Here is a 24,547-nt window from a genome sequence, read left to right as displayed (position 1 = left end):
CGTCGTCAGAGCGGCCGGTTTATCCGCCCAGAGAGCTGGCCAGCGCTTCGGCCGCCGACTCGGGGTGATCGGCGGCGGTCACCGCCCTGCCGACGACGAGCAGGTCGGCTCCGGCGTTCAACGCGGTCCTCGGTGTGGCGGCTCGGGCCTGATCGTCGCGCGCCGTCCCCGCCGGTCGGATGCCGGGGACCACGGCGAGCAGTTGCGGAGCGAGCCGCTTGGCCGTGCCGATGTCCTCGGCGGCGCACACCACGCCACCGCACCCCGCCTCCAGGGCGGCGAGGATGCGTTCCTCGACGACGCCCTCGGCCGGTTCTCGAACACTGGTCAGCACGGTCACCCCCAGGGCTGACGGCGCGCTCGCCCCTACCGTCGCCGCGCCCTCGGCCAAGCCCTCCACCCCGGCCCGCAGCATCGAGGTGCCGCCCTGCGCGTGGAGGGTGAGGTAGCGCACGCCCTGTCGACCGAGCGCCCGGGCGGCCCGACCCACCGTGGTGGGGATGTCGTGCAACTTGAGGTCGAGGAGGACTGGGAAGCCAAGCCCGACGAGCTCGTCGACAGCGCGGGGGCCCACGGCCCCGAACAGCTCCAGACCCACCTTGGCGACGGAGAACCAGGGCTCGAGACGACGGGCCATGCTGAGGGCGACGTCGAGGTCGTCGACGTCGAGGGCAAGGGCGAGGTGCTCGCGCGCGGGTTCAGCCATGGGCCGCTCCGATCAGCTCGGTGACACGGGGGACCCGGTGCTCCTGGCACCACCGGGCCACCTCGGCGAGCACGCGCGCCGGAGCCCGGGGGTTGGCGAAGGTGGCCGTGCCGACCTGGACGGCGGCGGCTCCAGCGAGCAGCAGCTCGATGGCGTCGGTCCCCCGCGTCACCCCGCCGACACCGACGATGGACGCTGCGGGAAATGCGGCGCGACAGTCGTGCACGGCGCGCACGGCGATCGGGTGGATGGCCGGCCCGGAGAGCCCACCACCACCCGCGCCCAAGCGCGGGGCGCGGGTCTCGGGATCGATGGCCAGACCCAGCACGGTGTTGACCAAGGTGAGCGACTCGGCTCCGGCGGCCAGTGCGGCACCGGCGATCTCGCGCACGTCGGTGACGTTGGGGCTCAGCTTCACCCAGCGGGGCCGGTCGCCAGCAGCGCTGGCCGACACCGCCTCGGCGGTGGCCGTCGGCGAATGGGCGAACATCCGGCTGCGGTCCTCGAGGTTGGGACAGCTCACGTTCACCTCGATCGCAACCACCTGGGGTGGAGCCTCGGCCAACATGGTCGCCGCCTTGGCGAAGTCCTCGACCCGTTGTCCCCAGATGCTGGCGACAACTCTGGCGCCTGTCGCGAGCAGCGGCGGCAGCTCGCGCTCCAGCCACGACTCCACGCCCGGGCCCTGGAGGCCGACGCTGTTCAGCATCCCGGTGGTCGTGCCGTGCACCCGGGGGGCCGGGTTGCCGGGGTAGGGCTCGGCCGACAGCGACTTGACGACCACGGCCCCGAGCGACCCGAGCTCCACATACGGAGCCAGCTCCGCTCCGTGGCCGGAGGTCCCCGAGGCCGTCATGATCGGGTTGGGAAGCGCCAGCGAGCCGACCATCGTGGCGAGATCGACCGGCGGGCGGGACCGTCTCACAACGGCAGCCGCAGCTGGTCGCCTTGGTGCAGCTCCTGCAGCGAACGCACCGTCAACGGGGTGCCCGCCCAGTCGGCGATCCCGGCGGCCGCGGCGCGCGCCGCCGCCACCGTGGTCAGACAGGGCACGCCGTGCACGCTGGCCGTGGTGCGGATGTAGGCGCCGTCGGCGCGCGGCCCCCGGCCCCGTGGGGTGTTCACGACGAGCTTGACCTTGCCGCTGGCGATGAGCTCGACGGCGTCGACGCCCTCGCTGTGGCCTCCGCTCCTGACATCCCCCACCTTGGCGACGATCGTCTCGACGGGCACGCCGTGCTCCTCGAGGAACGCGGCCGTTCCGGCCGTGGCGGCGAGCGAGAAGCCGAGCTCGACGAAGCGAACGGCGGCGCCCAGGCCAGCCGCCTTGTCCCGATCGGCCAGCGACAGGAACACGGCGCCCGCGTCCGGAAGGCGGGCCCCGGCCGCCATCTGGCTCTTGGCGAAGGCGAGGCCGAAGGTCCGGTCGACGCCCATCACCTCTCCGGTCGAGCGCATCTCCGGTCCCAGCAGCGTGTCGACGTCCGGGAACCGCTCGAAGGGCAGTACCGCCTCCTTCACGCTCACGCGATCGCCGCCACCCGGCGACGCCAGCAGCCCCTCGGCTCGCAGCTCGGCGAGCGTGGCCCCCACGATGACCCGCGCCGCCACCTTGGCGAGGGCCACGCCGGTGGCCTTGGCCACGAACGGCACCGTGCGGCTGGCCCGCGGGTTGGCCTCGATCACGAACACCTGCCCCTGCTTGACCGCGTACTGGACATTGACCGGCCCCCGGACGTCGAGGGCGTCGGCGATGGCCCGGGTGTAGCTCTCGATGACCTCCACCGTCGACGTGGGCAGCGTGGGCGGTGGGATCACGCACGCCGAGTCGCCCGAGTGCACCCCGGCCTCCTCGACGTGCTCCATCACGGCACCGATCACGATCTCGCCGGTGCGGTCGCGCACGGCGTCCACGTCCACCTCGACGGCGTCCTCGAGGAACCGGTCCACCAGCACTGGCCGCTCCGCCGACAGCCCACCCTCGCGCCCGAGGGAGCCTGCCGCGCCCGTTCCCCCGAACGGTGCCAGAGCAGCCATGGCGTGGCGCAGGCCGGGCTCGTCGTAGACGATTTCCATAGCCCGGCCCCCGAGCACATAGCTGGGACGCAGCAGGGCCGGGTAGCCGATCCGGTCGAGCACGGCCAGGGCCTCGTCGACCGACGTCGCCGTGGCCCCCGCGGGCTGGGGAATCTCGAGCCGGGCGCACAACGCGCTCCAGCGCTCGCGGTCCTCGGCCAGGTCGATGGCGTCCGGGCTCGTGCCCAGCACCAGCTCACGGGGTAGCCGTCCCGCCAGCTTGAGCGGCGTCTGGCCGCCGAGGCTCACGACAACCCCCACGACGTCTCCGCCCGCCTGGGCGGCTGCCTGCTCCGCCTCGATGACGTTGCGAACCTCCTCCTCTCCCACGGGCTCGAAGTACAAGCGGTCGCTGGTGTCGTAGTCCGTCGAGACGGTCTCCGGGTTGGAGTTGACCATGACGGTCTCGTAGCCGGCCTGGCGCAGGGCGAAGCTCGCCTGCACGCAGCAGTAGTCGAACTCGATCCCCTGGCCGATGCGGTTGGGCCCCGAGCCGAGCACGATCACTGTCGGCCGGCGGCTGGGCCGGACCTCGTCCTCGTCCTCGTAGGTCGAGTAGTGGTACGGCGTCGCCGCTTCGAACTCGGCGCCACACGTGTCGACGGTCTTGAACGTCGGTCGTACGCCGGCAGCCAGGCGGGCGCCGCGAACGGCATCATCGGTCGAGCCGAGCAGCCGCGCCAGCTGCGCGTCGCCGAATCCCAGCCTCTTCGCCCGCCGCCAGTCGCTACGGGCCATGTCCCCGACACGGCGGCCGGCCAGGCGCTGGCGCTCCGCCACGATGCGCCCGATCTGGCCGAGGAACCATTCGTCGACACCGGTGGCCGAGGCCAGGCGTTCGGCTCCGATGCCGCGGCGCAACGCCGCTTCCAGCTGGAAGGGCCGATCCGGTGTCGCCACCGACGCCCGCCGGACGAGCTCGTCGTCGGAGAGCGAGTCGAGCATCGTCTCGCCTGGGTCGCAGTTCAGGCCCCAGCGGCCGTGCTCGAGAGAACGGAGCGCCTTTTGCAGCGACTCGGGGAAGGTGCGGCCGATCGCCATGGCCTCGCCCACCGACTGCATGCTGGTCCCCAGGGCATCGGGGATCCCGGGGAACTTCTCGAACGCCCAGCGCGGGACCTTGGTCACGACGTAGTCGATGGTGGGCTCGAAGCTGGCGGGTGTCTCGCGCGTGATGTCGTTGGCAATCTCGTCCAGCGTGTAGCCGACAGCCAACCGGGCGGCGATCTTGGCGATGGGGAACCCCGTCGCCTTGGAGGCCAACGCGCTCGAGCGCGACACGCGCGGGTTCATCTCGATCACGGCCATGTCGCCGCGCTCCGGATCGACGGCGAACTGGATGTTGGAGCCTCCGGTCTCCACCCCGATGCGACGGATGCAGGCAAACGCGGCGTCGCGCATCCTCTGGTACTCGACGTCGGCGAGCGTCTGGATCGGAGCAACCGTGATCGAGTCGCCCGTGTGGACACCCATTGGATCGAGGTTCTCGATCGAGCACACGACGACACAGTTGTCCACCCTGTCGCGCATGACCTCGAGCTCATACTCCTTCCAACCGGCGATGGATCGCTCGATGAGGATCTCCGAGATGGGGCTGGTGGCGAGGGCGGTCCGGGCCAAGGCGCGGAAGCTGTCGAGGTCGTGGGCGATGCCCGTGCCCGCGCCACCGAGGATGAACGACGGGCGCACGATGAGCGGGAAGCCGATCTCCCGGGCGACACCGAGCGCGTCTTCGAGGTTGTAGGCGAAACCCGACGGAGGGACGGAGAGGCCGATCTCTGTCATCGCCGCCTTGAAGCGCTCGCGGTCCTCGGCGGTGTGGATGGCCTCGGCGCTGGCGCCGATCAGCTCGACACCGAAGCGCTCGAGCACCCCCCGCTCGACGAGGCCCACGGCCAGGTTGAGGGCTGTCTGGCCTCCCAGGGTCCCGAGGACGGCGTCAGGGCGCTCGCGCTCGATGATGGCGGCCAGCACGTCGACGTCCAGCGGCTCCACATAGGTGCGATGGGCGAACTCCGGATCGGTCATGATCGTGGCCGGGTTCGAGTTGGCCAGCACGACCCGGTAGCCCTCTTCGACGAGGACGCGACACGCCTGGGTGCCGGAGTAGTCGAACTCGCACGCCTGGCCGATCACGATGGGACCCGACCCGATGACGAGGATGGACGACAGGTCGTCGCGGCGGGGCATCAGCGGCCCGCCTCCATGAGGAGACGAAACTCCTCGAACAGGTACTCCGCGTCGTGTGGTCCCGGACCGGCCTCGGGGTGGTACTGCACCCCGAATGCGGCCAGCTCGCGGCTGCGCAATCCCTCGACGACCCCGTCGTTGAGATTGACGTGGGTGACATCGGCGCCGGGCACGGAGCCCTCGGCGACCGCGTAGTTGTGGTTCTGGCTGGTGATCTCGACACTGTCCGAGGTGAGCCGGCGCACGGGGTGGTTGCCTCCGTGGTGCCCGAACGTCAGCTTGTAGGTGCGCCCGCCCAGCGCGGTGGCCAGGAGCTGGTGACCGAGGCAGATCCCGAACACCGGCACCTCTCCGAGCATGGAAGTGATGGTGTCCACCGCGTAACCAAGCGCTGACGGGTCGCCCGGCCCGTTCGAGAGCAGGACGCCGTCGGGCCGGTCGGCCAGCACCTCCTCGGCCGGCGTCGTGGCCGGGACCACCTGCACGCGGGCCATGGCCCCGAGCCGGCGCAGCATCGCCCGCTTGATGCCGAAGTCGTAGGCCACCACGCGGAGGGGCCCGTCACCGACCTCGTAGGGCTCCGGGGTGGTGACCGCGGTCGCCAGGTCGACGCCTTCGGTGCCGGGTTCGGCCTGGGCCGCCGCCAGCAGCGTCTGTTCGTCGGCGGGACCGAAGGCGCACGGCAGCGCGCCCGCCTCTCGGATGTGGCGGGTGAGACGCCGGGTGTCGATGCCGGCGATGCCGGGGACGCCGTGCCGCTCCAGGAAGCCGCCCAAGCTCTCGACGGAGCGCCAGCTGCTGGGCCGGGTCGCCAGGTCGCGCACCACGACACCCCGGCACCACGGCCGGCGGCTCTCGTCATCCTCGGGAGCCACGCCGTAGTTGCCGATGTGGGGATAGGTGAAGGCGATCACCTGACCTGCGTACGACGGGTCGGTGACGACCTCCTGGTAGCCGCTCATCACCGTGTTGAACACCACCTCGCCCGTGGCGACCCCTCCGCGCCCAGCGGCGCCGACCGTCTCGCCCTCGAACACGGCGCCGTCGGCGAGCACGAGGAGGGCGTCGCTCACCGCTGGGCCTCCCCGTCGATGACGACGGGCTCACCCCGGTACACGGTGTGCCGCACGCGCCCGGTCAGGCGGCGTCCGGCGAACGGCGTGTTACGGCTCCGGCTGGCCATCCGGGCGGGGTCGACGACCCAGGTGGCCCGGGGGTCGATCACGCACAGGTTGGCGGAGGTCCCGGGCGCGATCGGCCCACCGTGGTCGGCCGAGAGCCCTGCGATCTGCGCCGGACGCCAGGACAGGAGGGCCATGATGGCGGCGATCGACAGCACGCCACTCAGCTCGTGGAGGGCCACCGCCAGTGCCGTCTCCAAGCCGATCATCCCCGGTGGCGCGGCGTCGAAGGGAGCCTCCTTGGCCTCCTGGGGGTGGGGGGCGTGGTCGGTGGCGATGGCGTCGAGAGCACCGTTGGCGAGCCCGGCGCGCACGGCGGCCACGTCCGACGGGCCCCGCAGCGGCGGGTTCACCTTGAACACGGGGTCATAGCCGGCCAGCTCGGCGTCGGTGAGGCAGAGGTGGTGCGGAGCCGCCTCGGCCGACACGGGCAGACCCTCGGCCTTGGCCGCCTCCACCATCGCGACCGAGGCGGCGGTGGACACATGGAGAAGGTGGACGCGGGCCCCGGTGAGCCGGGCCAGGCTGATGTCGCGATAGACCATCAGCTCCTCGGCGGCGGCCGGGATGCCGGGAACGCCGAGGCGACTGGACCACTCTCCCTCGTGCATCTGCCCGCCGGCAGCCAGCCGGGACTCCTCGCAGTGCTGGGCCAGCACGACGTCGAGCGCCGAGGCGTACTCGAGGGCCCGCCGCATGAGCCGGGCGTCCTGCACGCCGGTGCCGTCGTCGGTGAAGAGGCGCACGCCGAGGGCAGCCATCTCGGCCAGGGGAGCAAGGCGCTCGCCCTCCCGGCCAACGGTGATGGCCCCGGCCACGGCGACATCGGCCGCCGCCGTTGCGCCGAGGTCGAGCACCTGGCGAACCACGGCGACGGAGTCGATCGGCGGATCGGTGTTGGGCATGGCGACCACGGCGGTGTAGCCGCCCAGGGCAGCGGCGCGAGCGCCGCTCTCGACCCGCTCGGCTTCTTCCCGCCCGGGCTCGCGCAGATGGGTGTGGAGGTCCACCAGCCCCGGGGCCACGACGCAGCCGCCGGCATCGAGCACCACGGCATCCGACGACGGCTCGAGATCGGCCTCGACGGCCACGACCGCGCCGTCGGCCACGGCCACGTCGGCCCGCCGCTCCCCGGTGGCGTCGACCACCCTGCCCCCGCGGACCACGAGCTCACGCGCCAAGGTCTGCCCCCGAGCCCAAGAGCAGGAACAGCACGGCCATGCGCACGGCGACGCCGTTGGCGACCTGGCGGGTGACGAGGGAGTTGGGCAGCGCCGCCAGCTCGGCGGCGATCTCGACACCGCGGTTCATGGGTCCGGGGTGCATCACCAGGGCCCGCTCGGCCAGCAGGCGGCCTCGAGCCCTGGTCAACCCGTAGCCGGCGGTGTACTCGCGCACCGACGGAAGAAGCGACTCCGTGGCCCGCTCGGACTGGAGCCGCAGCAGGTAGACCACATCGGACTTGGGCAGCACCGTGTCCAGGTCGTGGCTCACCACGACCGGCCACCCTGCGAGCGACGGCGGCAGCAGTGTCGGAGGCGCCACGACCGTCACCTCGGCGCCAAGAGTGGAGAAGGCGACGATGTTCGATCGCGCCACCCGGCTGTGCTTCACGTCACCCACGATGGCGACGCGGAGACCCTCGAAGGCCCGGTCGGACCCGACGCTCTGGCGGATCGTGTAGCAGTCGAGGAGGGCCTGGGTGGGGTGCTCGTGCCACCCGTCGCCGGCATTGATCACCGAGGCGGACACCCACGAGGCGACCTGCCAGGGCACGCCAGCGGAGGGGTGGCGGACGACGAGCGCGTGCACGCCCATGGCGTCGATCGTCTCGACGGTGTCCCGGAGCGACTCGCCCTTGCTCAACGAGGACGACGATGCCGAGAAGTTCATGGTGTCGGCCGAGAGCCGCCGGGCCGCCGTCTCGAACGACAACCGGGTCCGGGTCGAGTCCTCGCAGAACAGCGACACGACGGTCTTGCCCCGCAGCGCTGGCACCTTGGGGATGGCGCGCTGGCCGACCTCGACGAACGAATCTGCGACCCGCATCACCTCCTCGATCCCGTCCCGACCGAGATCGGCGATCGAGAGAAGGTGGCGAGCGGTCGTCACCGGCCCGTTGACCGATCCCGTCACCGGCCCACCAGATCGCCGATGACCACGCCCTCCTCGCTCACATCGACCAGCTCGTCACGACGGGTGGGCAGGTTCTTCCCGACGTAGTCGGGGCGGATGGGCAGCTCACGATGGCCCCGGTCGACCATCACCGCCAGCTGCACGGCCTGGGCCCGCCCGTAGTCGTTGAGCGCGTTGAGCGCGGCCCGTACGGTGCGGCCCGTGAAAAGGACGTCGTCGACCATCACGACGACCCGGCCCGACACCTCGAAGTCGATGCTCGTCACCGCCTCCGGCAGCACCGGTCGCAGCCCGATGTCGTCGCGGTAGAAGGCCACGTCGAGGCTGCCCATCGGCACTGCGGTCCCCTCGATCTCCTCGAGGATCGCCGCCAACCGGCGGGCCAGGGGCGCCCCGCCCGTCTGGAGCCCGACGAGGGCCACGCGCTCGAGGCCCCGGTTGCGCTCGATGACCTCGTGGGCGATTCGGGTCAGGGCCCGACGCACGTCCTCGGCCGTCATCACCTGGGCCCGGGCAACAAAAACGCCCCTCCGGGGGGGCGTCAGGTGCCGCTCTCGCTCGGCCAAGAGTCTTCCTCCACTGTCCGTGCAGGCCTCACGGGACCCACTTCACGGTCAGACCAGGAGCTTATCAGTCGGACGCGCTCGCTGGACGGGTCTCGGACGCGATGCTCGCCAACATGCCGTTGACGAATCGTCCCGACTCGTCCGTCGAGTACCGCTTGGCCAGCTCGACCGCCTCGGAGATCACCGCTCCCACCGGGATGTCCGGGCGTTCGAGCAGCTCATAGGCTCCGAGTCGCAGGATGCTGCGATCGACGGCGGGCATGCGGTCCAGCGTCCAGTCGATGGCGTGCCGGCTGATGAGCTCGTCGATGCGGTCGCGGTGGCCGTCGACACCGGTCACCAGGTCCACGACGAAGGGCTCGGGCGACACGGGGAGCTGGGCCAGGAGGGCGGCGGCGCGCAGATCCTTGGCTTCCGCCTCGTAGAGGAGCGACAGGGCCCGCTCGCGCTCCGCGCGGCGGGTGCCGACACTCATCGCACGCTACTGGGCTCGGGTGAGGTACTCGGCGGAGCGGGTGTCGACCTTGATGCGGTCGCCAGTGTTGACGAACAGAGGCACCGAGACGACGAGACCCGTCTCGAGCGTGGCCGGCTTGCGCGCGCCCGAGACCCGGTCGCCCTGCAGGCCCGGCTCGGTCTCGGACACTGTCAGCTCCACGGCCGCGGGCAGGTCGACCCCGACGATCTCGCCGTCATAGAGCGAGAGGACCGCCGAGTCCCCCTCCTTGATGAAACGGGCCGAGTCACCAAGGGCCGGCGCCTCGACGTGGAGCTGATCGTAGGAGGCGGTGTCCATGAACACGTACTGCTCTCCGTCGCGGTACAGGTACTGCATCTCGCGCTTGTCGATAAGCGCCTGCTCGACCTTCTCGTCGGCGCGGAAGGTCCGCTCCAGCACGGCGCCGGTTCGCACGTTCTTCAGCTTGGTCCGCACGAAAGCGCCGCCTTTGCCTGGCTTCACGTGCTGGAACTCGACCACGGAGACCAGCCCCTCGGAAAGGTCGAGGGTCATGCCGTTCTTGAGATCGTTGGTCGAGACGGTCATGTGGTGATGAGGTCCTTAGGCGATTTGGTCAATGCTCGGCAGCCATCGGGAGTGACCACGACGGTGTCCTCGATGCGGACCCCGCCGGTATCGGGGAGGTACACGCCCGGCTCCACCGTGACGACCGAGGACGCCTCGAGGCTATCAGTGGACGTCGACGCCACCCACGGCGCTTCGTGGATATCGAGCCCGACGCCGTGGCCGGTCGAGTGCAGGAAGGCGTCGGCCCAACCGGCCTCTGCGATCACCTCGCGGCAGGCCTCGTCGACGTCGGCGCACGACGCGCCGGCCCGCACCGCCTGCACGCCCGCGGCCTGGCTGGCGGCCACCACCTCGACCATGCGGCCGGCGACGCCCGCCCCGAGATCTCCGACCCACAGCGTCCTGGTCATGTCCGAGCAGTACCCGTCGACGATGGCACCGAAGTCGATCACCACCAGCTCGCCCGCCTCGATCCGCCGGGCCGAGGGACGGGCGTGCGGCTTGGCCCCGTTCGGTCCGGCGGCCACGATCGTGTCGAAGGAGCTGCCGGCAGCGCCGAGCCGGCGCATGGCGAAGTCGAGCTCCAGGGCCAGATCGGCCTCGGTCACCCGCTCGGCCAGCAGGCCCCTCACCTCGGCCAGGGCGGCGTCGGCGATGCCGGCCGCCGCCTCCATGCGGGCCAGCTCTCCCGCGTCCTTCACCCGGCGGAAGTCCTCGACGACGCCCTCGGTCGGCACCAGCTCGGCCCCGCTGAACACCTCGGCCGCGAACCTCCGCTGACGGGACCAGGTGACGTCGGTTGCCTCGAGGCCCACCCGACCGACTCCCCGGGCTGCGGTGGTGAGGGCCTCCAGCTGGGCCGCCACGCCACCGATCTCGACGCGGGCGTCCACTCCGGCCGCCGCCAGCTGCTCCTGGGACTGGGTCTTGTAGCGCCCGTCAGTGACCAGGACAGCGTCTCCCGGCGTGACCAGGAGGATGCCGGCCGAGCCGGTGAACCCGGTCAGGTACCCGACGTTGGACAGGTTGGTGACGACCAGGGCGTCGCAGCCAGCGTCGCTGAGTCGCTCCCGCAACCGGGGGAGGCGGGCGGCCACATCCATCGGCGGCATGGTGGCGGTGTCCGTCATCACGCTGCTGCATCCCGACGCGCCGGCCCGTCGACGGAACCGGTGATCGTCGTGCTGTTCCACCTTTGGTCGAAATGGGGTGCCGCGCCCTCGGCCGCAACGCCCACTTTCGACCAAATGTGGAACAGAGGAGGTCTCGTCAGCGTCGCCCCGGCCGTCTGTCTCGTCACTCAGCTCCACCTCTCGTCGAACACCTGCCGGCGTCCCCTCACGCGCTCGACTCTAGGCGCTGAGGGCGTCGCCGCCCCCGGGCGGCGCCCGTCATACCCGGCCCGCATCCGAACGGGCGGCGAGGATCCGGGCCACGGCGTCGACGGCGAGCTCGTAGCCGAGGCCGCCGAAGCCGGCGATGGAGCCGTCGGCGACCGGCGCCACGACCGAGACGTGCCGCCAGGGCTCTCGGGCGTTGGGATGCGACAGGTGCACCTCGATGACCACCCCGTCGAAGCTGGCCAGGGCGTCGTGCAGCGACCAGGCGTAGTGGGTCAGGGCACCGGCGTTGATGATGATGGCGGCGGCCCGGTGGCGCGCCTCGTGGATGGCGTCGACGAGCACGCCCTCGTGGTTGGACTGGGTGTGCTCCAGGGCCAGCCCGTGGCGACGGGCTGCGGTCTCGGCAGTGTCGACGTGCTCCGCCAGCGTGGCCCGCCCGTAGAGCTCGGGTTGGCGTTCGCCCAGCAGGTCGAGGTTGGGGCCCGAGAGCAGGAGCAGGAGCGGTGATGTCATCGGGCCTCGCCGCCGACCTTGTCCATGTCCGCCAGGGCCGCTCGAACGTCGGAGCGATCGACACCCCGAACGAGCTCGACACCCCGGGAGCTGTCGAGCACGAAGGTGAGGCCGGTGGTCGCCTTCTTGTCCCTCGCCATGAGGTCGATCAGCCGGCCCGCGTCGGCTTCGGCCGGGAGCTCGACGGGAAGGCCGTACCCCTCCACCACCCGCCGATGGTCCCTCACCCGCTCGCTGTCGATCCTCCCCAGCCGTCGGGCCAGCAGGGCGGCGAACACGAGCCCGATGCCGACGGCCTCGCCGTGGCGGAGATCCGCGCCGATGTCGGGGGCGAGCGTCTCGAGGGCGTGGGCCAACGTGTGGCCGTAGTTGAGCACGGCTCGCCGGCCTGCCTCCTTCTCGTCGGCTGCGACGACCTCGGCCTTGATCTCCACGCAGCGCGCCACTCGTTCGGCGAGGGGCAGGTCGGCGAGCCCTTCGGCACCAAGGAATGCGTACTTGGCCAGCTCACCGAGCCCGCTCTGGTATTCCCGCGGGGGCAGGGACTCGAGCACCTCGGTGTCGCACAGGACTGCGGCGGGCTGCCAGAAGGCGCCAACCAGGTTCTTGCCCTCGGGGATGTTGACGCCGGTCTTGCCGCCGATGGCGGCGTCCACCTGGGCCAGCAGGGTGGTGGCCACATGCACCACGGGGACGCCGCGGTGGTACGTGGCCGCGGCGAAGCCGGCCACGTCGGTGACCACCCCGCCGCCGACGGCAACGACGACATCGGCGCGAGTGAGGCCCCAGCGGGCGAATCCCCGGCACAGCTCCTCGACGCTGGCGAGGCTCTTGGCCCCCTCCCCCTCGCCGATCAGGAACGGACTCCACTCCACACCGGGATCGACGGCCACGTCGACCGCGGCCTGGGTGACCACCGCAGCGCGGTCAACGCCGGCGGGGAGTACCTCGAGCAGACGATGACGAGCGCCCGGACCGACCAGCACCTCGTAGGACCGGTCCCCGAGCGAGACCGGGACCCGGATCATCGACGCGTGTCCAATGGCAGGGCGGCGAGCACCCGATCAACCACAGTACGGACGTCGACGCCGTCGACGTCCACGACGGCCTGGGCCAGGTCCTGGTAGACGGGGCGCCGCTCGGCGTACAGGTGGCGGAGGGCGGCGGCAGGGTCGTCGCCGAGCAGCGGCCGCCCGGCACCATCGCCGACGCGCTGGGCCAGCGTCTCCACCGGGGCCCACAGCCAGACCACCACACCACCGCGCCGCAGCACGTGACGATTGTCTGGATCGAGCACGGCGCCGCCGGCCACCGAGACCACCGTTGGCGTGTCAGCGACGGCAGCGGCGGCGAGGGCGCGCGCCTCGGCAGCGCGAAAGGCCGGCTCGCCCCGCTGGGCGAAGATCTCCGGAACCGTCTGCCCGGTGTCCCGCCCCACCTGCTCGTCGCTGTCGAGATGACGCCACCCGAGCCGCTTGGCGAGGAGCCGACCGATCGTCGTCTTCCCGGATCCCATCATCCCCACGATGAAGATGTGCTCAGCCATCCCCGGCACCGACCGGCGACACCGACTCGCCCAGGCTGGCCAGGTAGGCGTCGCGATTGCGCCGCACCTCGTCCAGCGAGTCGCCCCCGAACTTCCGCAGCGCCTCCCCGGCCAGGGTGAGCGCCACCATGGTCTCGGCCACCACGCCCATGGCGGGCACGGCGGTGACGTCCGTGCGCTCCTTGAACGAGAGCGTCTCTTCCTTCGAGACGACATCGACGGTCTTGAGCACGGGCCGGTTGAGCGTGGCCAACGGCTTCATGGCCACCCTGGCCACCAGGAGGCCCCCGGTGGACATGCCGCCTTCCACTCCACCGGCCCGGGTTGTCTCGCGCCAGTAGGCACCGGAATCGGCGTCCCACGCGATGGCGTCATGCGCCTCCGAGCCCCGCTTGGCGGCCAGGTCGGCGCCGTCCCCGAGGCCCACGGACTTCACCGCCTGGATGCTCATCAGGGCCTGCGCCAGAAGTCCGTCGAGCTTGCGGTCCCAGTGGACGTGGCTCCCGAGCCCGACCGGGACGCCGTAGGCCAGGATCTCGGCCTCGCCGCCCAGTGAGTCGCCGACCTTGGCCGCCGCCTTGACCTCGGCCACCATGGCCTGCTCCACCTCGGGATCGAAGCACCGGAGCGGTGAGGCGTCGATGCGAGGCAGGTCACCGGGCTCGGGCCGGGCGCCGGCTCGAGCCTCGACCGACCCCACGGCCACCACGTGGCTGAGCACCTCGATCCCGAGTCGGGCCAACAGGGCCTTGGCGCAGGTGCCGGCGGCGACACGAGCGGCCGTCTCGCGCGCCGATGCCCGCTCGAGGACGTCACGGGCGTCGTCGAAGCCGTACTTCTGCATGCCCGCCAGGTCGGCATGACCGGGCCGCGGCTGGGTCAGCACCCTGGAGGGCGCGCCCGGTCCCGGCGACATCTCCTCCGACCACTTCGGCCACTCGGTGTTGGCGATCACGATGGCCACCGGGGAGCCCAGCGTCCGGCCGTGGCGGATGCCTCCGAGCAGGGTCACCTCGTCCGCCTCGAACCGCATCCGAGGGCCCCGGCCATACCCGAGCCGCCGCCGGGCCAGCTCACCCTGCACCTCCTCCACCGTGATGGGCAGGCCGGCAGGAAGCCCCTCGACGACGACGACCAGCGCCTGTCCATGGGACTCCCCGGCGGTGAGGAAGCGCAGCACAGAGCCCAATGTACCGGTGGGTCCCCGCCGTCGGCCGTGACAGCCGTGGGCGATCAGCCCGACCAGGCGCGGGCGAGCGGACCGCCCCAGAGCACGGCGAGCACGGCGCCGGCGCCGAGAAAGGGAGCAAAGGGCAGCCGCACCATCAAGCCCCTGCCCGTCGCCGCCATCAGAACCAGCCCGGCGAGGGCGGCGAGCAGGAACCCGAGCACCAGTCCCACGACGACCTCACCGAGGCCGAGCCAGCCCAGGTAGAGGCCGATGAAACCACCCAGCCGAACGTCGCCGAAGCCGAGGCCCCGGGGCTGGGCCAGGTGCACGAGAGCCAGAGCGGCGAAGGCCAGGGCGCCACCCACGAGGGCATCGAGCGCGGCCTGACCGGCGCCGTCGACTATTGCCGCTCCGCCCAGCAGCGGCACCGTCAGGGCCAGGGCGGGGCGCAGGACACGGTTCGGGATCAGCCGCTGCTCCACGTCGATGGCGGCCAGCGTCACCAGGGCCGCGAAGAAGAGGCAGTAGGCAGGAAGGACGGCGGCGAGCCCGAACCGCGCGCCTGCTGCCGCGAACAACGTCGCCGTCGACAGCTCTGTGTACGGACGGCCGCGGTGCACGAGGGATCCGGCACCCAGCCCACCCGCGGCACAGGCGCCCACCAGCAACGCGGCCACCGCCGCAGATTAGTAGCGCCGTGTCGCCAGCGGCCCCAAGCGCGTCCGTCGGCGCCGTACCGCTCGACGCCGGAGCACCACCACGACGGCGGCCAGCACGAGAATGGTCGCGGCCACGGCGAGAACGGTGTCACGCACCAACCCGTCGAAGAGACCGGCACCGTGGGCCGGAGCCACCGCCAGGCTGCGCGCGGCCCGCCGGGTGACCGGCTCCGTCGTGGCCGCCGATGCCGGCGCCGACGTCGAGAGCGCAGGCAGGTGGTCGACCCGCGTCTCCCTGGCCACCGGGGTGGCGAAGCCCACGTCGAGGAGCGCGCTCGCCGAGCGGTAGATGTCCGGCGACTGGAGGACGACCGCCAGCATCGTCCGCCCGTTGCGGGTCGCAGCGGCCATGAACGTGTTCCCCGCCGCTTTCGTGTAGCCGGTCTTGATGCCGATGGCGCCTGGGTACAGCTCCAAGCCTCGGTCGACGTTGCGGATAACGTGGACCACCCCGTCGGGCGCCGTGAACCGGTACTCGGGCAGGTCTACGATCTGGCGGATCTCGGGGATAGCCAGGGCCGTGCGGGCGATGACGGCAAGGTCGTAGGCGGAGACGAAGTTCCCCCCGAGGACGGAGAACTGGTCGTCGAGCCCTGCGGGGTCGCGCAGGACAGGGTGGTCGACCAGATGCAGGGCGGCTCCCGTGCGCGCCATCTCGTTCACGAACGCCTCTCGTGAGCCGCTGACCCTCTCGGCCAGGGCAGTGGCCGCGTCGTTCGCCGAGAGCATGAGCATGGCGTGGAGCGTGTCGGTGAAGCTCCAGACCTGTCCCGCCTTCATGCCCAGGTTCACCGACTCGGCGCCGGCGGCCACGGGGCTGACGGGCACCACGGCGTCCGGTGGCAGGTGCTGGGCGGCGATGATCGCCGTCAGCACCTTGCTGATGCTGGCGGGGCGCATGGGCGAGTGGTCGTCAGCGGCAGTGATCACGTTGCCCGTGTCGGCGTCGACGACGACCCAGGCTCTCGGCCCGAGCGGAGGAGCCAAGCCGGGGGTACCTGGCGGAGGCAGGGCGGGAGGTGCGGGAGCGGGGGCCGGCGGAGGCGGCTCCGCCGCGTACGCGACCTGCGGTCCCGATGCTGCGGCCGAGAGCATGGCGGCCAGAAGCCCCAGCAGCGCGACGACGTAGTGGCGCCTGACCGCCCACAGATCCACCGGCCAAGACTAGGACCCCGGTGGCGCCGCGATGCACCATCAAACGGGGCGCGTCGCCGCGTGCTTGTGGTGAATGCTCCTTACTTCTTGGCCGGCTCGAAGTAGGGGTTGTCGCCGCTGGCATGATCGGTGACGTCGACCACCGACGTCACCTCCGGAATTGCGTCGGTGATCGCCACCTCGATGCCTTGGCTCAGCGTGACCTTGGCCAGCCCGCAGCCCTGGCAGCCGCCGCTCAGGCGGAGATAGGCGGTGGAGTCCTCCACGGCCACCAGGTCGGCCCGGCCTCCGTGGGAGGCGATGCTCGGGTTGATCTGGCGGTCGAGGACGGCGACCACTCGCTGGGCGACGTCGCCGCTCAGGTCCGCCGGTGGCCTGTCACCCATGGCCGGGCTGCCCGAGGGGGGCGGGGAGTTGGGGTTGATGATGACCATCCCCGCGTCATCGCCGGCGCCGCTCACGTCGAGTGTTGCGCCGCGGATCTTGTCCACGCTGGCCTCGGGGATCACGATGGTGAGCTCGTCGTCGTGCTGCACCAGGTCGTCGGGACCAGCGTCCACCGCCGCCTGGAAGTACATGTCATAGGTGTAGTTGGAGCCGGCGACGCCGCTGACCTCCAGCCAGAGGGCCAGGCGATCACCGTCGGTCTCCTGGCCCCGGACGTCGAGCACCATGCCGCGAGCCTGGTCGCTGACCTTCAGCACGGGCTGGAACTCAGGTGTCTGCTGCGAGCTCATGTCTTCACCCCTGACGGTAGCCTCGGCTGAGGTGTCATCGTCCACATGATAGATCCGTGGCTCGCCTTCTCCTGATCCTTCCCACGGCCACCTACCGGGCCAGCGACTTTCTCGCCGCCGCCGCCGAGGTCGGCGCCGAGGTGGTCGTGGCCTCGGAGCGCCGCCAGGTGCTGGCCGACATCATGAAGGACACGTTCCTCCAGATCGACCTGCGGCGCCCGGAGGCGGCCGCGGCGTCCATCGTCGCCCTCTCCCGCCGGCGCCGGATCGATGGCATCGTCGCCGTCGACGACCAGGGGGTCCTCGCCGCGGCCATGGCTGCCGGCGACCTGGGCCTGCCCCACAACCCCCCCGACGCGGTGATGGCGACGAGGGACAAGCTGGCCATGCGGGAGACCCTGGCCGCCGCCGGCGTTGTGCAGCCTCGGTTCGCCAGCGTCGGGCCGGACGAGGACGTCGCCGCGGCGGCGGCAACGGTCGGATTCCCGTGCGTGATCAAGCCCACGTCCCTGTCGGCCAGCCGCGGCGTCATCAGGGCGGACGACCCGCCGGGAGCCAAGCTCGCCGGCGACCGGGTCAGGGCCATCGCGGCCGATGCTGGTGAGGACCCCCGTGGTCGCCTCCTCGTGGAGACCTTTGTTCCCGGCGCCGAGGTGGCGGTCGAGGGGCTGCTCCGAGGCGGTGTGCTCGAGACCCTGGCCGTGTTCGACAAGCCGGATCCGCTCGAGGGGCCGTACTTCGAGGAGACGATCTACGTCACCCCGTCCCGGCTGGCACCGTCAGCCGTGGCCGCAGTGGAGCGGACGGCGGCCGCCGCCTGCGCTGCCATGGGTCTGGTCGAGGGGCCGGTCCACGTCGAGCTGCGCACCGAGGGCGGGACCGCGTGGCTGATCGAGGTCGCGGCCCGCTCGATCGGCGGTCTGTGCTCCCGCTCGCTGTCGTTCGGGGTCGGCCTCAGTCTCGAGCGGCTCATCGTGGCCCACGCCCTGGGCATGCCCCTCGACGGGCTCTCCCGCGAGCAGCGGGCGGCAGGGGTGATGATGCTCCCGATCCCCGCCCGAGGTCGCCTGGAGGGCGTGTCCGGTCAGGAGGAGGCCCTCCGGGTGCCGGGCATCACGGGCCTGGACATCTCTATCGCGCCGGGCCGGCCGGTCCGTCCGCTCCCCGAAGGAGACCGTTACCTCGGCTTCCTGTTCGCCAAGGGCGATACCGCCGAGGAGGTCGAGGCCAGTCTTCGCCGGGCGCACGCCCACCTCGGCGTGCGCGTCGTAGATGACGAGCAGGGCGACGGTTAGCGTGGCCGGAGTGAGAGTGCTGCTCGTGTCCACCTACGAGCTGGGCCATCAGCCCCTCCATGTCGCTTCTCCCGCTGCAGCGCTGGCGCGCACCGGCCACGAGGCGCGCTGTCTTGACCTGTCGGTGCAGCAGTGGGACGAGCTGGCGCCCGAGGCGGTGGACTGGGCCGATGCGGTGGCCTTCTCGGTGCCCATGCACACCGCCATGCGGCTGGCGGTGGCCGCCGCCGCCGCGGTGCGGCAGCGCCGCCCGGAGCTGCCGCTGTGCTTCTACGGCCTGTATGCACCGATGGCGGCCGACCCCGCCGTCGCCGGCCTCGCAGACCGGGCGATCGCCGGCGAGTACGAGCCTGCCCTCCTCGCCTGGGTCGCCCAGTTGGCGGCTGAGGGCCGCCCCGACCCCAGCCCGGTCACCGTCGAGCTGGGCAGGGGCAGGTTCTCCACGCCGGCCCGTCACCTGCTGCCGCCCCTCGATCGCTATGCGCGCCTGGCCGTCGACGGGGAGGAGCGCCCGGTCGGCTATGTCGAGGCCAGCCACGGCTGCGCACACCGTTGTCGCCATTGCCCCGTGCCGGTCGTCTACGACGGCCGCACACGTCTCGTGGGCGAGGACGTCGTCGTCGCCGACGTCGCCAACCTGGTGGGCATGGGCGCACGGCACATCACCTTCGGCGACCCCGACTTCCTCAACGGCCCGCACCACTCGCTCAGGGTGGTGCGCGCCATGCACGAGCGCTTCCCGCAGCTCACCTTCGACTGCACGACCAAGGTCGAGCACATCCTCGCCCTCCGCGGGATCTGGGACGAGATGGCGTCCGCCGGGTGCCTGTTCGTCGTGTCGGCGTTCGAATCCGTGAACGACGAGATCCTCGCCCGCCTGGACAAGGGGCACACGGCCGCCCAGGCCGCCGAGGCGGTCGAGATCCTGCGCGCCCACGGGATCGAGATCCGTCCATCGTGGCTGCCCTTCACGCCCTGGACGTCGATGCATGACATCGCGGACATCGTGGACTTTGTCGCCCGCAACGACCTGGTCCCCAACGTCGACGCGGTCCAGTACAGCATCAGGCTGCTCGTACCCCGAGGCTCCTTGATCCTCGACGACGTCCAAGAGCCGCTCGGCCCCTACGACCCCGATCTCCTCAGCTACACGTGGCGCTCACCCGATGCTCGGGTGGACGCCCTTCAAGCCGACCTGGCCTCGATCGCCGAGCGGGCCGCCGCCGAGGACGAGGCCGTGGGGACCAGCTACGTGCGAATCCGGCAGGCCATCAGCGAGGCGATGAACGGCGGACGCCACGACGAGGGCGCGGGCTGCGCCGATGACGCGGCGGCTCTCGTCGGCGCTCGATCGGGATCGCATCGACCTCGCCTGACCGAGCCGTGGTTCTGCTGCGCGGAGCCGACCGCCGGTCAGTTCGGCTCGCTCGGCCGGCTGTCCGACTGACGACGGGGAAAACCGCCCCAGATACCGTCCGACTGCGACGGGTACGACTACCGTGGCCGTGATGTCCCGATCGAGACGCAACGGCAAGCAGCCGGATGGGGTTCACGAGTGGGTGAGCTTCGAGGACCCCGACGAGGAACGGACGTGGGTCTTCGACGTCACATTCCTGCTGAGCCCGTGGACCTGCATCTTCGGTCGCGGCTGCCAGGGCGTCCTGACCGCGGCCGCTCCGGAGCTGGGCCAGGGGTGCTGCTCCTACGGCGCCCACTTCACCGACGAGGAGGACGCGGCCCGTGTGGAGGACGCGGCGGCAACGCTCGGGCCTGACCAGTGGCAGCTCGCTCATCGAGCGCGGACGGGTGCGCTCAAGCGCACACGGTCGGGCGACCTGGCGACGAGGATCGTCGACGGGGCCTGTGTCTTCTTGAACCGGCCGGGTTTCCCGGGGGGCGCCGGCTGTGCGCTGCACCTGGCTGCCGTCGAGCGGCGCCAACCGCCGATGGAGCTGAAGCCCAACGTGTGCTGGCAGCTGCCGCTCCGCCGCGAGGACGATGCCGGCGACGACGGGCACGTGACCACGACCGTCGGTCAATGGGAACGCCGGCACTGGGGCGCCGGAGGGGCCGAGTTCCACTGGTGGTGCACCGAGGCCCCCGACGCCTTCGTCGGCGCCGAGCCGGTGTTCCGCACGATGCGCGACGAGCTCATCGCTCTGGTGGGGCAGGCAACCTACGATCGGGTGAGCCGCTACCTCGCCGACCGCTACCTCGATGGCAGGGCGTACCCGGCCGTACCCGTGCCCCATCCCGCCATCCGCCGTCGCTGAGCACCGGACGTGCCCGTGGCGGCCTGCCGACCTGCGGCGTCAGGCTTCCTCGTCGAGCTCCTCGGCCTCGGCCAGACACCACGAGGCGTGGCCCTCCTGAGGGTCGGCTCCGCACTCCGGGCACTGCTCGGCAGCGCCGTCGGCGTCACGCACCGTGGTTTGACCCTGCTGCCCGAGCTTCAACGTGCGTGCCTCTTCGAAGCGCCGGTGACGTCCCTTCTTCACGAGCCGCTCCCACGTGTCGACAGGTGCTGTGGCGACAGTGTACCCCGCCGCTCTCGCGATCAAGCTCTCCGAAGCCGCTCAGGAACTCGCTAGGGTCTGGCGCAATGCCCGAGGAGCTTGACGTTCAAGCCATGATAGAGCGTTTTCGGCAGCGGGCCGCGGCGGTGCGAAGTCGGGGACTTCCGCCCATCGAGGGCGCCGAGCGGCGGCGCTTCGCCGAGCAGGCCCAGCGCGACTTCATGGACTTCGCCATGATCGGGGACGCCCAGGGGACGCTCGATGATGGGATCCTGACGCTGCGCATCGACCTCCGTCCCCGGGACGGCGACGGGGGCGGGGGCTAGGAGCGGGCCGACTGACCGCCATGGGTCCCCCGTCCGGGGGACAGCAGGGCCTGGCTACGGGCGGACGATCTCGTCGACGATGCCGTAGCCGAGCGCAGACTCGGCCGTGAGGTGCCGCCCGAGACGCAGGTCGGCCTCGACGTGCTCGAAGGCCTGTCCAGTCGCCTCGGCCAGCCGGCGCAGGTAGCTCCGCACCTGGGTCTCCAGACCGGTTGCCCGCCGGTGCAGGTCGGTCGCCGCCCCCGAGAAGTCGGCCGTCGGCTCGCGCAGGTGGATCCGCCCCAGGGCGCCGATGCGGCGGTTGGTGCAGACGGCGAGCACACCGGCGATGGTGCCGCCGACGGTGCTGGCCACCGTGGCGTTGACCTGGACGCCGAGCACCTCGATGGTGTCCATGAGGGTGAAGGCGACATCCAGTGAGTCGGACTCGGCGTTGAGCCGAAGCTCGACCGGGTCGTCCCCGAGCGCGTCCAAGGTCATCACCGTGGCCGCCGCCTCGCTGGCCCGCGCCGAGTCGATCTTGCCGCTGAGCAGGACGATCCTCCGGTCGAGCAGGGCCCGTTCGGCCGACACGCCCGGTTCCCCGAACGGGGATGGTCCGGTCACCGGTCGCCTTTCCGGCCCGGTGCGGGACCACCGCCCCGACCGGCACCGCGCTCATCGTCGGGCTCGCCGAGGCGCCAGTCGATGACCTGGTCGACGGCGGCGGCGTAGCGCTCGAGGCTCGACAGGCGCGCGTCGCCCTGGCCCGACTCGAGGCGGGCCACGGCCGACTGCGACGTTCCCATGCGGGCCGCCACCTCGGTCTGGGACATTCCCACCGCCAGCCGCCTCGCCACCAGGCTTTCGGCGAGCGCCCGCCGGCGACGGGCCATGTCGCCGAAGCCGGGGAGGTAGCGATCATGGCGCCGCTCAGCCACCGGTCCCCTCGGCAGCGGTCGACAGGCGCCCGGCCCGACGACCCTCGCTCATATCAAAGATGATAACTCTCCTTTGGTATCGCATGTATGGTATCAACCACCGGTGATGCCGCCGGCAGCACCAGAGAGCGAGGTGATCGTGGCGTCGTACCAATCCCTGATCCCGACCGTCCTCGACAGCGGACCACGCGGCGAGCGGGCATTCGACATCTACTCGCTCCTTCTCCGCGAACGGATCGTCTTCCTCGGTCAGGAGGTGGATGACCAGATCGCCAACCTCTTGATCGCCGAGATCCTGTACCTCGACGCCGAGAACCCCGACAAGGACATCTACCTGTACATCAACTCGCCGGGCGGTCTCGCCTACGCGGGGATGGCTATCTATGACGTGATGCAGCACGTCCACTGCGACGTGGCCACGATCTGCGTGGGGATGGGCATGTCGGCGGCGGCCATGATCCTCGCTGGCGGCGCGGCCGGCAAGCGCTCGTCGCTGCCGAACTCCAAGGTCATGATCCACCAGGGATCGGCCGGGGCCCGAGGGGCGCCACGCGACATGGAGATCCAGCTCCAGGAGGCGCTGGCCACCACCAGGCGCATGGCCGAGATCCTCGCCCACCACACCCACCAGCCGATCGAGCGTGTCGAGCGCGACATCGACCGCGACTTCTACATGACCGCGGACGAAGCCCGGGCCTACGGCATCGTCGACGACATCATCGCGCCCCGCCGGGGTGTGGCCGCGCTGGCGGCGGCCGCGGCGTCGTGACGGGCCGCCCAGCGCGGTGCGATGTCTGCGGGGACGTCGTGGACTCCCTCCACCCTTGGGACGTGCGGACGTGCGCGTGTGGTCGGCTCACGGTGAGTGGCGGTCCCAAGCACCGTCGGGTCTTGTGGCGGGCGGAGCCGGGGGCCGGGTGGACCGACCTCGCCGGCGAACCCGAGGATGGGGCCGATGAGGAGGCCCACGATGACGAGGCCGACCATGACGAGGCCGGCGATCACGAGCCCGACGACACGGCCGACGACGGGGCCGTGTCGGCGCCCGCCGGGAGATCGTCAGCCGGTGCCGGCTCGAGCTGGCTGACGCCCAGTGGCGGTGACGGCCCGCTCGACCTCGCTCCCGTCGATGGTCTCCCGCTCCAGGAGCAGCTCGACGACCCGGTCGAGCGCGGGCCGGTGCTCGGTCAGCAGCCCCGTCGCCCGCTCCTCCGCCTCTCGCAGTAGCCGCTCCACCTCTTCGTCGATGACCTGCTGGGTGCCCTCGGCGTACGGCCGGCCGCGGCCATCGGCACTGCTCACGTAGTTGGGCGTCGGAGACGAGAACCCGATCGGGCCCAGCCTGGGACTCATGCCGAAGTCCCGGATCATCCGGGTCGCCAGCTCGGTGGCGCCAGCGAGGTCGTTGCTCGCCCCACTCGACGCCTCGCCCAGCACGAGGAGCTCGCTGGCCCGGCCGCCGAGGCGGACGGCAAGGGAGTCCAGCAAATAGCTCTGGGGATACAGATGGCGCTCGTCGACCGGCAGCTGCTCGGTGACCCCGAGGGCCATTCCCGACGGCAGGATGGTGACCTTGGCGACGGGATCGGCGTGCTCCGAGAGCACCGCCACCAGGGCGTGTCCCCCCTCGTGCACGGCGACGGCTCGCTTCTCGTCCGGCAGCAGGGCGTTGGACGCGTCGCGGCGTCCGAGCAGGATGCGATCGCGGGCATCGGAGAAGTCGGCTGCGGTGATCACCTCTCGGTCGGCCCGCACCGCCACGATGGCAGCCTCGTTGACCAGATTGGCGAGGTCTGCGCCCGAGAAGCCGGGCGTGAGGCCCGCCACCACGTCGAGGTCGACGTCTGGTCCCAGCTTTCGTCCCTTGGTGTGGACGGCCAGGATCTTGGCCCGCTCGGCCCGGTTGGGAAGCGGGATCTCAACGGTCCGGTCGAACCGGCCCGGGCGCAGCAAGGCGGGGTCCAGGATCTCGGGTCGGTTGGTGGCCGCGAGCACGACCACCCCGGTGTCCTTGTCGAAGCCGTCCATCTCGGCCAGCAGCTGGTTGAGGGTCTGCTCCCGCTCGTCGTTGGAGGCGAACAGCGACGCACCCCGGCGGCCGCCGATGGCATCGATCTCGTCGATGAAGATGATCGAGGGCGCCCGCTTGCGAGCTGTGGCGAACAGGTCCCGGACCCGGGACGCCCCCACCCCGACGAACAGCTCGACGAAGCTCGAGCCGGTGATGGCAAAGAACGGCACCTCGGCTTCACCCGCAACCGCTCGGGCCAGCAGGGTCTTGCCCGTGCCGGGAGGCCCGACCATGAGTACACCCCGCGGCCCGACGGCGCCCGCCCGGGCGTAGCGGTCGGGGTGGGCGAGGAAGTCGACGACCTCGCTGACCTCCTGCTTGGCCCCCTCGTAGCCGGCTACATCGCCGAAGCG

General features: G+C 71.4%; 26 protein-coding genes. 5 read left to right on the top strand and 21 right to left on the bottom strand.

Annotated features, from left to right (window positions below):
* Positions 1–19: 19 nt before the first annotated feature.
* The 17 genes from pyrF to VH112_13485 all read right to left on the bottom strand — a co-directional run bounded on the left by pyrF (position 20) and on the right by VH112_13485 (position 17,066).
* On the bottom strand, positions 20–706 hold the full coding sequence (gene pyrF / locus VH112_13565) for an orotidine-5'-phosphate decarboxylase (protein HEX4541263.1): 687 nt from the start codon (positions 704–706) through the stop codon (positions 20–22).
* Positions 699–1,631, bottom strand: a complete 933-nt coding sequence (locus VH112_13560) for a dihydroorotate dehydrogenase (GenBank protein HEX4541262.1) — start codon at positions 1,629–1,631, stop codon at positions 699–701. The genes pyrF and VH112_13560 overlap by 8 nt, the downstream gene beginning before the upstream one ends.
* The gene (gene carB / locus VH112_13555) at positions 1,628–4,972 is read right to left on the bottom strand and encodes a carbamoyl-phosphate synthase large subunit (GenBank protein ID HEX4541261.1); all 3,345 of its coding nucleotides are present in this window, start codon (positions 4,970–4,972) and stop codon (positions 1,628–1,630) included. The genes VH112_13560 and carB overlap by 4 nt, the downstream gene beginning before the upstream one ends.
* Positions 4,972–6,045 (bottom strand): glutamine-hydrolyzing carbamoyl-phosphate synthase small subunit, encoded by a 1,074-nt coding sequence (gene carA / locus VH112_13550; protein HEX4541260.1) that lies wholly within the window; start codon positions 6,043–6,045, stop codon positions 4,972–4,974. The genes carB and carA overlap by 1 nt, the downstream gene beginning before the upstream one ends.
* The gene (locus tag VH112_13545; protein HEX4541259.1) at positions 6,042–7,334 is read right to left on the bottom strand and encodes a dihydroorotase; all 1,293 of its coding nucleotides are present in this window, start codon (positions 7,332–7,334) and stop codon (positions 6,042–6,044) included. The genes carA and VH112_13545 overlap by 4 nt, the downstream gene beginning before the upstream one ends.
* Entirely contained in the window at positions 7,324–8,289 is a 966-nt protein-coding gene (locus tag VH112_13540; protein HEX4541258.1) for an aspartate carbamoyltransferase catalytic subunit, read from the bottom strand. Before VH112_13540 ends, VH112_13545 begins: the two co-directional genes overlap by 11 nt.
* Positions 8,286–8,855, bottom strand: a complete 570-nt coding sequence (pyrR, locus tag VH112_13535) for a bifunctional pyr operon transcriptional regulator/uracil phosphoribosyltransferase PyrR (GenBank protein HEX4541257.1) — start codon at positions 8,853–8,855, stop codon at positions 8,286–8,288. The genes VH112_13540 and pyrR overlap by 4 nt, the downstream gene beginning before the upstream one ends.
* Before the next feature lie 64 nt (positions 8,856–8,919).
* Positions 8,920–9,330 (bottom strand): transcription antitermination factor NusB, encoded by a 411-nt coding sequence (nusB, locus tag VH112_13530; GenBank protein HEX4541256.1) that lies wholly within the window; start codon positions 9,328–9,330, stop codon positions 8,920–8,922.
* A gap of 6 nt (positions 9,331–9,336) precedes the next feature.
* Positions 9,337–9,900 carry an elongation factor P gene (gene efp, locus VH112_13525; GenBank protein HEX4541255.1) on the bottom strand — a complete coding sequence of 188 codons (564 nt, stop codon included), beginning with the start codon at positions 9,898–9,900 and terminating at the stop codon, positions 9,337–9,339.
* Positions 9,897–11,012, bottom strand: a complete 1,116-nt coding sequence (locus tag VH112_13520) for a Xaa-Pro peptidase family protein (protein HEX4541254.1) — start codon at positions 11,010–11,012, stop codon at positions 9,897–9,899. The genes efp and VH112_13520 overlap by 4 nt, the downstream gene beginning before the upstream one ends.
* Before the next feature lie 261 nt (positions 11,013–11,273).
* Positions 11,274–11,738, bottom strand: a complete 465-nt coding sequence (locus tag VH112_13515) for a type II 3-dehydroquinate dehydratase (GenBank protein ID HEX4541253.1) — start codon at positions 11,736–11,738, stop codon at positions 11,274–11,276.
* Positions 11,735–12,766 carry a 3-dehydroquinate synthase family protein gene (locus VH112_13510; protein HEX4541252.1) on the bottom strand — a complete coding sequence of 344 codons (1,032 nt, stop codon included), beginning with the start codon at positions 12,764–12,766 and terminating at the stop codon, positions 11,735–11,737. The genes VH112_13515 and VH112_13510 overlap by 4 nt, the downstream gene beginning before the upstream one ends.
* Positions 12,763–13,284, bottom strand: coding sequence for a shikimate kinase (locus tag VH112_13505; protein HEX4541251.1), 522 nt, complete (start codon positions 13,282–13,284; stop codon positions 12,763–12,765). The genes VH112_13510 and VH112_13505 overlap by 4 nt, the downstream gene beginning before the upstream one ends.
* Positions 13,277–14,464: a chorismate synthase gene (gene aroC, locus VH112_13500; GenBank protein HEX4541250.1), complete on the bottom strand. Its 1,188-nt coding sequence runs from the start codon at positions 14,462–14,464 to the stop codon at positions 13,277–13,279. Before aroC ends, VH112_13505 begins: the two co-directional genes overlap by 8 nt.
* A gap of 53 nt (positions 14,465–14,517) precedes the next feature.
* Positions 14,518–15,132 carry an A24 family peptidase gene (locus VH112_13495; GenBank protein ID HEX4541249.1) on the bottom strand — a complete coding sequence of 205 codons (615 nt, stop codon included), beginning with the start codon at positions 15,130–15,132 and terminating at the stop codon, positions 14,518–14,520.
* A 9-nt stretch (positions 15,133–15,141) separates the two neighbouring features.
* A complete protein-coding gene (locus VH112_13490) occupies positions 15,142–16,329 on the bottom strand; it encodes a serine hydrolase (protein ID HEX4541248.1) in 1,188 nt (395 codons plus the stop codon).
* Between the two features lie 80 nt (positions 16,330–16,409).
* Positions 16,410–17,066 (bottom strand): NifU family protein, encoded by a 657-nt coding sequence (locus VH112_13485; protein HEX4541247.1) that lies wholly within the window; start codon positions 17,064–17,066, stop codon positions 16,410–16,412.
* 56 nt (positions 17,067–17,122) lie between these two features.
* On the opposite strand from VH112_13485, the gene VH112_13480 reads away from it, so the two are divergent.
* The 3 genes from VH112_13480 (at position 17,123) to VH112_13470 (ending at position 20,634) form a co-directional block, all read left to right on the top strand.
* Entirely contained in the window at positions 17,123–18,361 is a 1,239-nt protein-coding gene (locus VH112_13480; GenBank protein ID HEX4541246.1) for an ATP-grasp domain-containing protein, read from the top strand.
* Between the two features lie 10 nt (positions 18,362–18,371).
* On the top strand, positions 18,372–19,808 hold the full coding sequence (locus VH112_13475) for a CUAEP/CCAEP-tail radical SAM protein (protein HEX4541245.1): 1,437 nt from the start codon (positions 18,372–18,374) through the stop codon (positions 19,806–19,808).
* Positions 19,809–19,869: 61 nt separating this feature from the next.
* Complete coding sequence (locus VH112_13470; GenBank protein ID HEX4541244.1) at positions 19,870–20,634, top strand: hypothetical protein; 765 nt, start codon at positions 19,870–19,872, stop codon at positions 20,632–20,634.
* A 39-nt stretch (positions 20,635–20,673) separates the two neighbouring features.
* On the opposite strand, the gene VH112_13465 is transcribed toward VH112_13470, so the two are convergent.
* Positions 20,674–20,859 carry a hypothetical protein gene (locus VH112_13465; protein ID HEX4541243.1) on the bottom strand — a complete coding sequence of 62 codons (186 nt, stop codon included), beginning with the start codon at positions 20,857–20,859 and terminating at the stop codon, positions 20,674–20,676.
* A 131-nt stretch (positions 20,860–20,990) separates the two neighbouring features.
* Here VH112_13465 and VH112_13460 point away from each other — a divergent pair, with 131 nt between their 5' ends.
* Positions 20,991–21,203 (top strand): hypothetical protein, encoded by a 213-nt coding sequence (locus VH112_13460; GenBank protein HEX4541242.1) that lies wholly within the window; start codon positions 20,991–20,993, stop codon positions 21,201–21,203.
* Positions 21,204–21,257: 54 nt separating this feature from the next.
* Here VH112_13460 and VH112_13455 read toward each other — a convergent pair whose 3' ends face one another.
* Both VH112_13455 and VH112_13450 read right to left on the bottom strand, forming a co-directional pair.
* A complete protein-coding gene (locus tag VH112_13455; protein HEX4541241.1) occupies positions 21,258–21,809 on the bottom strand; it encodes an ATP-dependent Clp protease proteolytic subunit in 552 nt (183 codons plus the stop codon).
* Positions 21,806–22,123, bottom strand: coding sequence for a helix-turn-helix transcriptional regulator (locus tag VH112_13450; GenBank protein ID HEX4541240.1), 318 nt, complete (start codon positions 22,121–22,123; stop codon positions 21,806–21,808). Before VH112_13450 ends, VH112_13455 begins: the two co-directional genes overlap by 4 nt.
* Positions 22,124–22,229: 106 nt before the next feature.
* Between VH112_13450 and VH112_13445 the strand changes: the two genes are divergently transcribed.
* On the top strand, positions 22,230–22,892 hold the full coding sequence (locus tag VH112_13445; GenBank protein HEX4541239.1) for an ATP-dependent Clp protease proteolytic subunit: 663 nt from the start codon (positions 22,230–22,232) through the stop codon (positions 22,890–22,892).
* A 290-nt stretch (positions 22,893–23,182) separates the two neighbouring features.
* Here VH112_13445 and ftsH read toward each other — a convergent pair.
* A partial coding sequence (gene ftsH / locus VH112_13440; protein ID HEX4541238.1) for an ATP-dependent zinc metalloprotease FtsH occupies positions 23,183–24,547 on the bottom strand: 1,365 nt, incomplete at its 5' end.

This window comes from Acidimicrobiales bacterium, from assembly GCA_036270875.1.
In the GTDB taxonomy this organism is placed as follows: domain Bacteria; phylum Actinomycetota; class Acidimicrobiia; order Acidimicrobiales; family AC-9; genus AC-9.
The sequence above is the reverse complement of the archived record's forward strand: the minus strand, read 5'-3'. Positions and strand labels throughout refer to the sequence as shown.

Coding starts and splice junctions, on each gene's coding strand:
- pyrF (HEX4541263.1), bottom strand. CDS start 706: ATGGCTGAACCCGCGCGCGAGCACCTCGCCCTTGCCCTCGACGTCGAC.
- carB (HEX4541261.1), bottom strand. CDS start 4,972: ATGCCCCGCCGCGACGACCTGTCGTCCATCCTCGTCATCGGGTCGGGT.
- nusB (HEX4541256.1), bottom strand. CDS start 9,330: ATGAGTGTCGGCACCCGCCGCGCGGAGCGCGAGCGGGCCCTGTCGCTC.
- efp (HEX4541255.1), bottom strand. CDS start 9,900: ATGACCGTCTCGACCAACGATCTCAAGAACGGCATGACCCTCGACCTT.
- VH112_13520 (HEX4541254.1), bottom strand. CDS start 11,012: ATGACGGACACCGCCACCATGCCGCCGATGGATGTGGCCGCCCGCCTC.
- VH112_13515 (HEX4541253.1), bottom strand. CDS start 11,738: ATGACATCACCGCTCCTGCTCCTGCTCTCGGGCCCCAACCTCGACCTG.
- VH112_13510 (HEX4541252.1), bottom strand. CDS start 12,766: ATGATCCGGGTCCCGGTCTCGCTCGGGGACCGGTCCTACGAGGTGCTG.
- VH112_13505 (HEX4541251.1), bottom strand. CDS start 13,284: ATGGCTGAGCACATCTTCATCGTGGGGATGATGGGATCCGGGAAGACG.
- VH112_13485 (HEX4541247.1), bottom strand. CDS start 17,066: ATGAGCTCGCAGCAGACACCTGAGTTCCAGCCCGTGCTGAAGGTCAGC.
- VH112_13470 (HEX4541244.1), top strand. CDS start 19,870: ATGTCCCGATCGAGACGCAACGGCAAGCAGCCGGATGGGGTTCACGAG.
- VH112_13460 (HEX4541242.1), top strand. CDS start 20,991: ATGATAGAGCGTTTTCGGCAGCGGGCCGCGGCGGTGCGAAGTCGGGGA.
- VH112_13445 (HEX4541239.1), top strand. CDS start 22,230: ATGCCGCCGGCAGCACCAGAGAGCGAGGTGATCGTGGCGTCGTACCAA.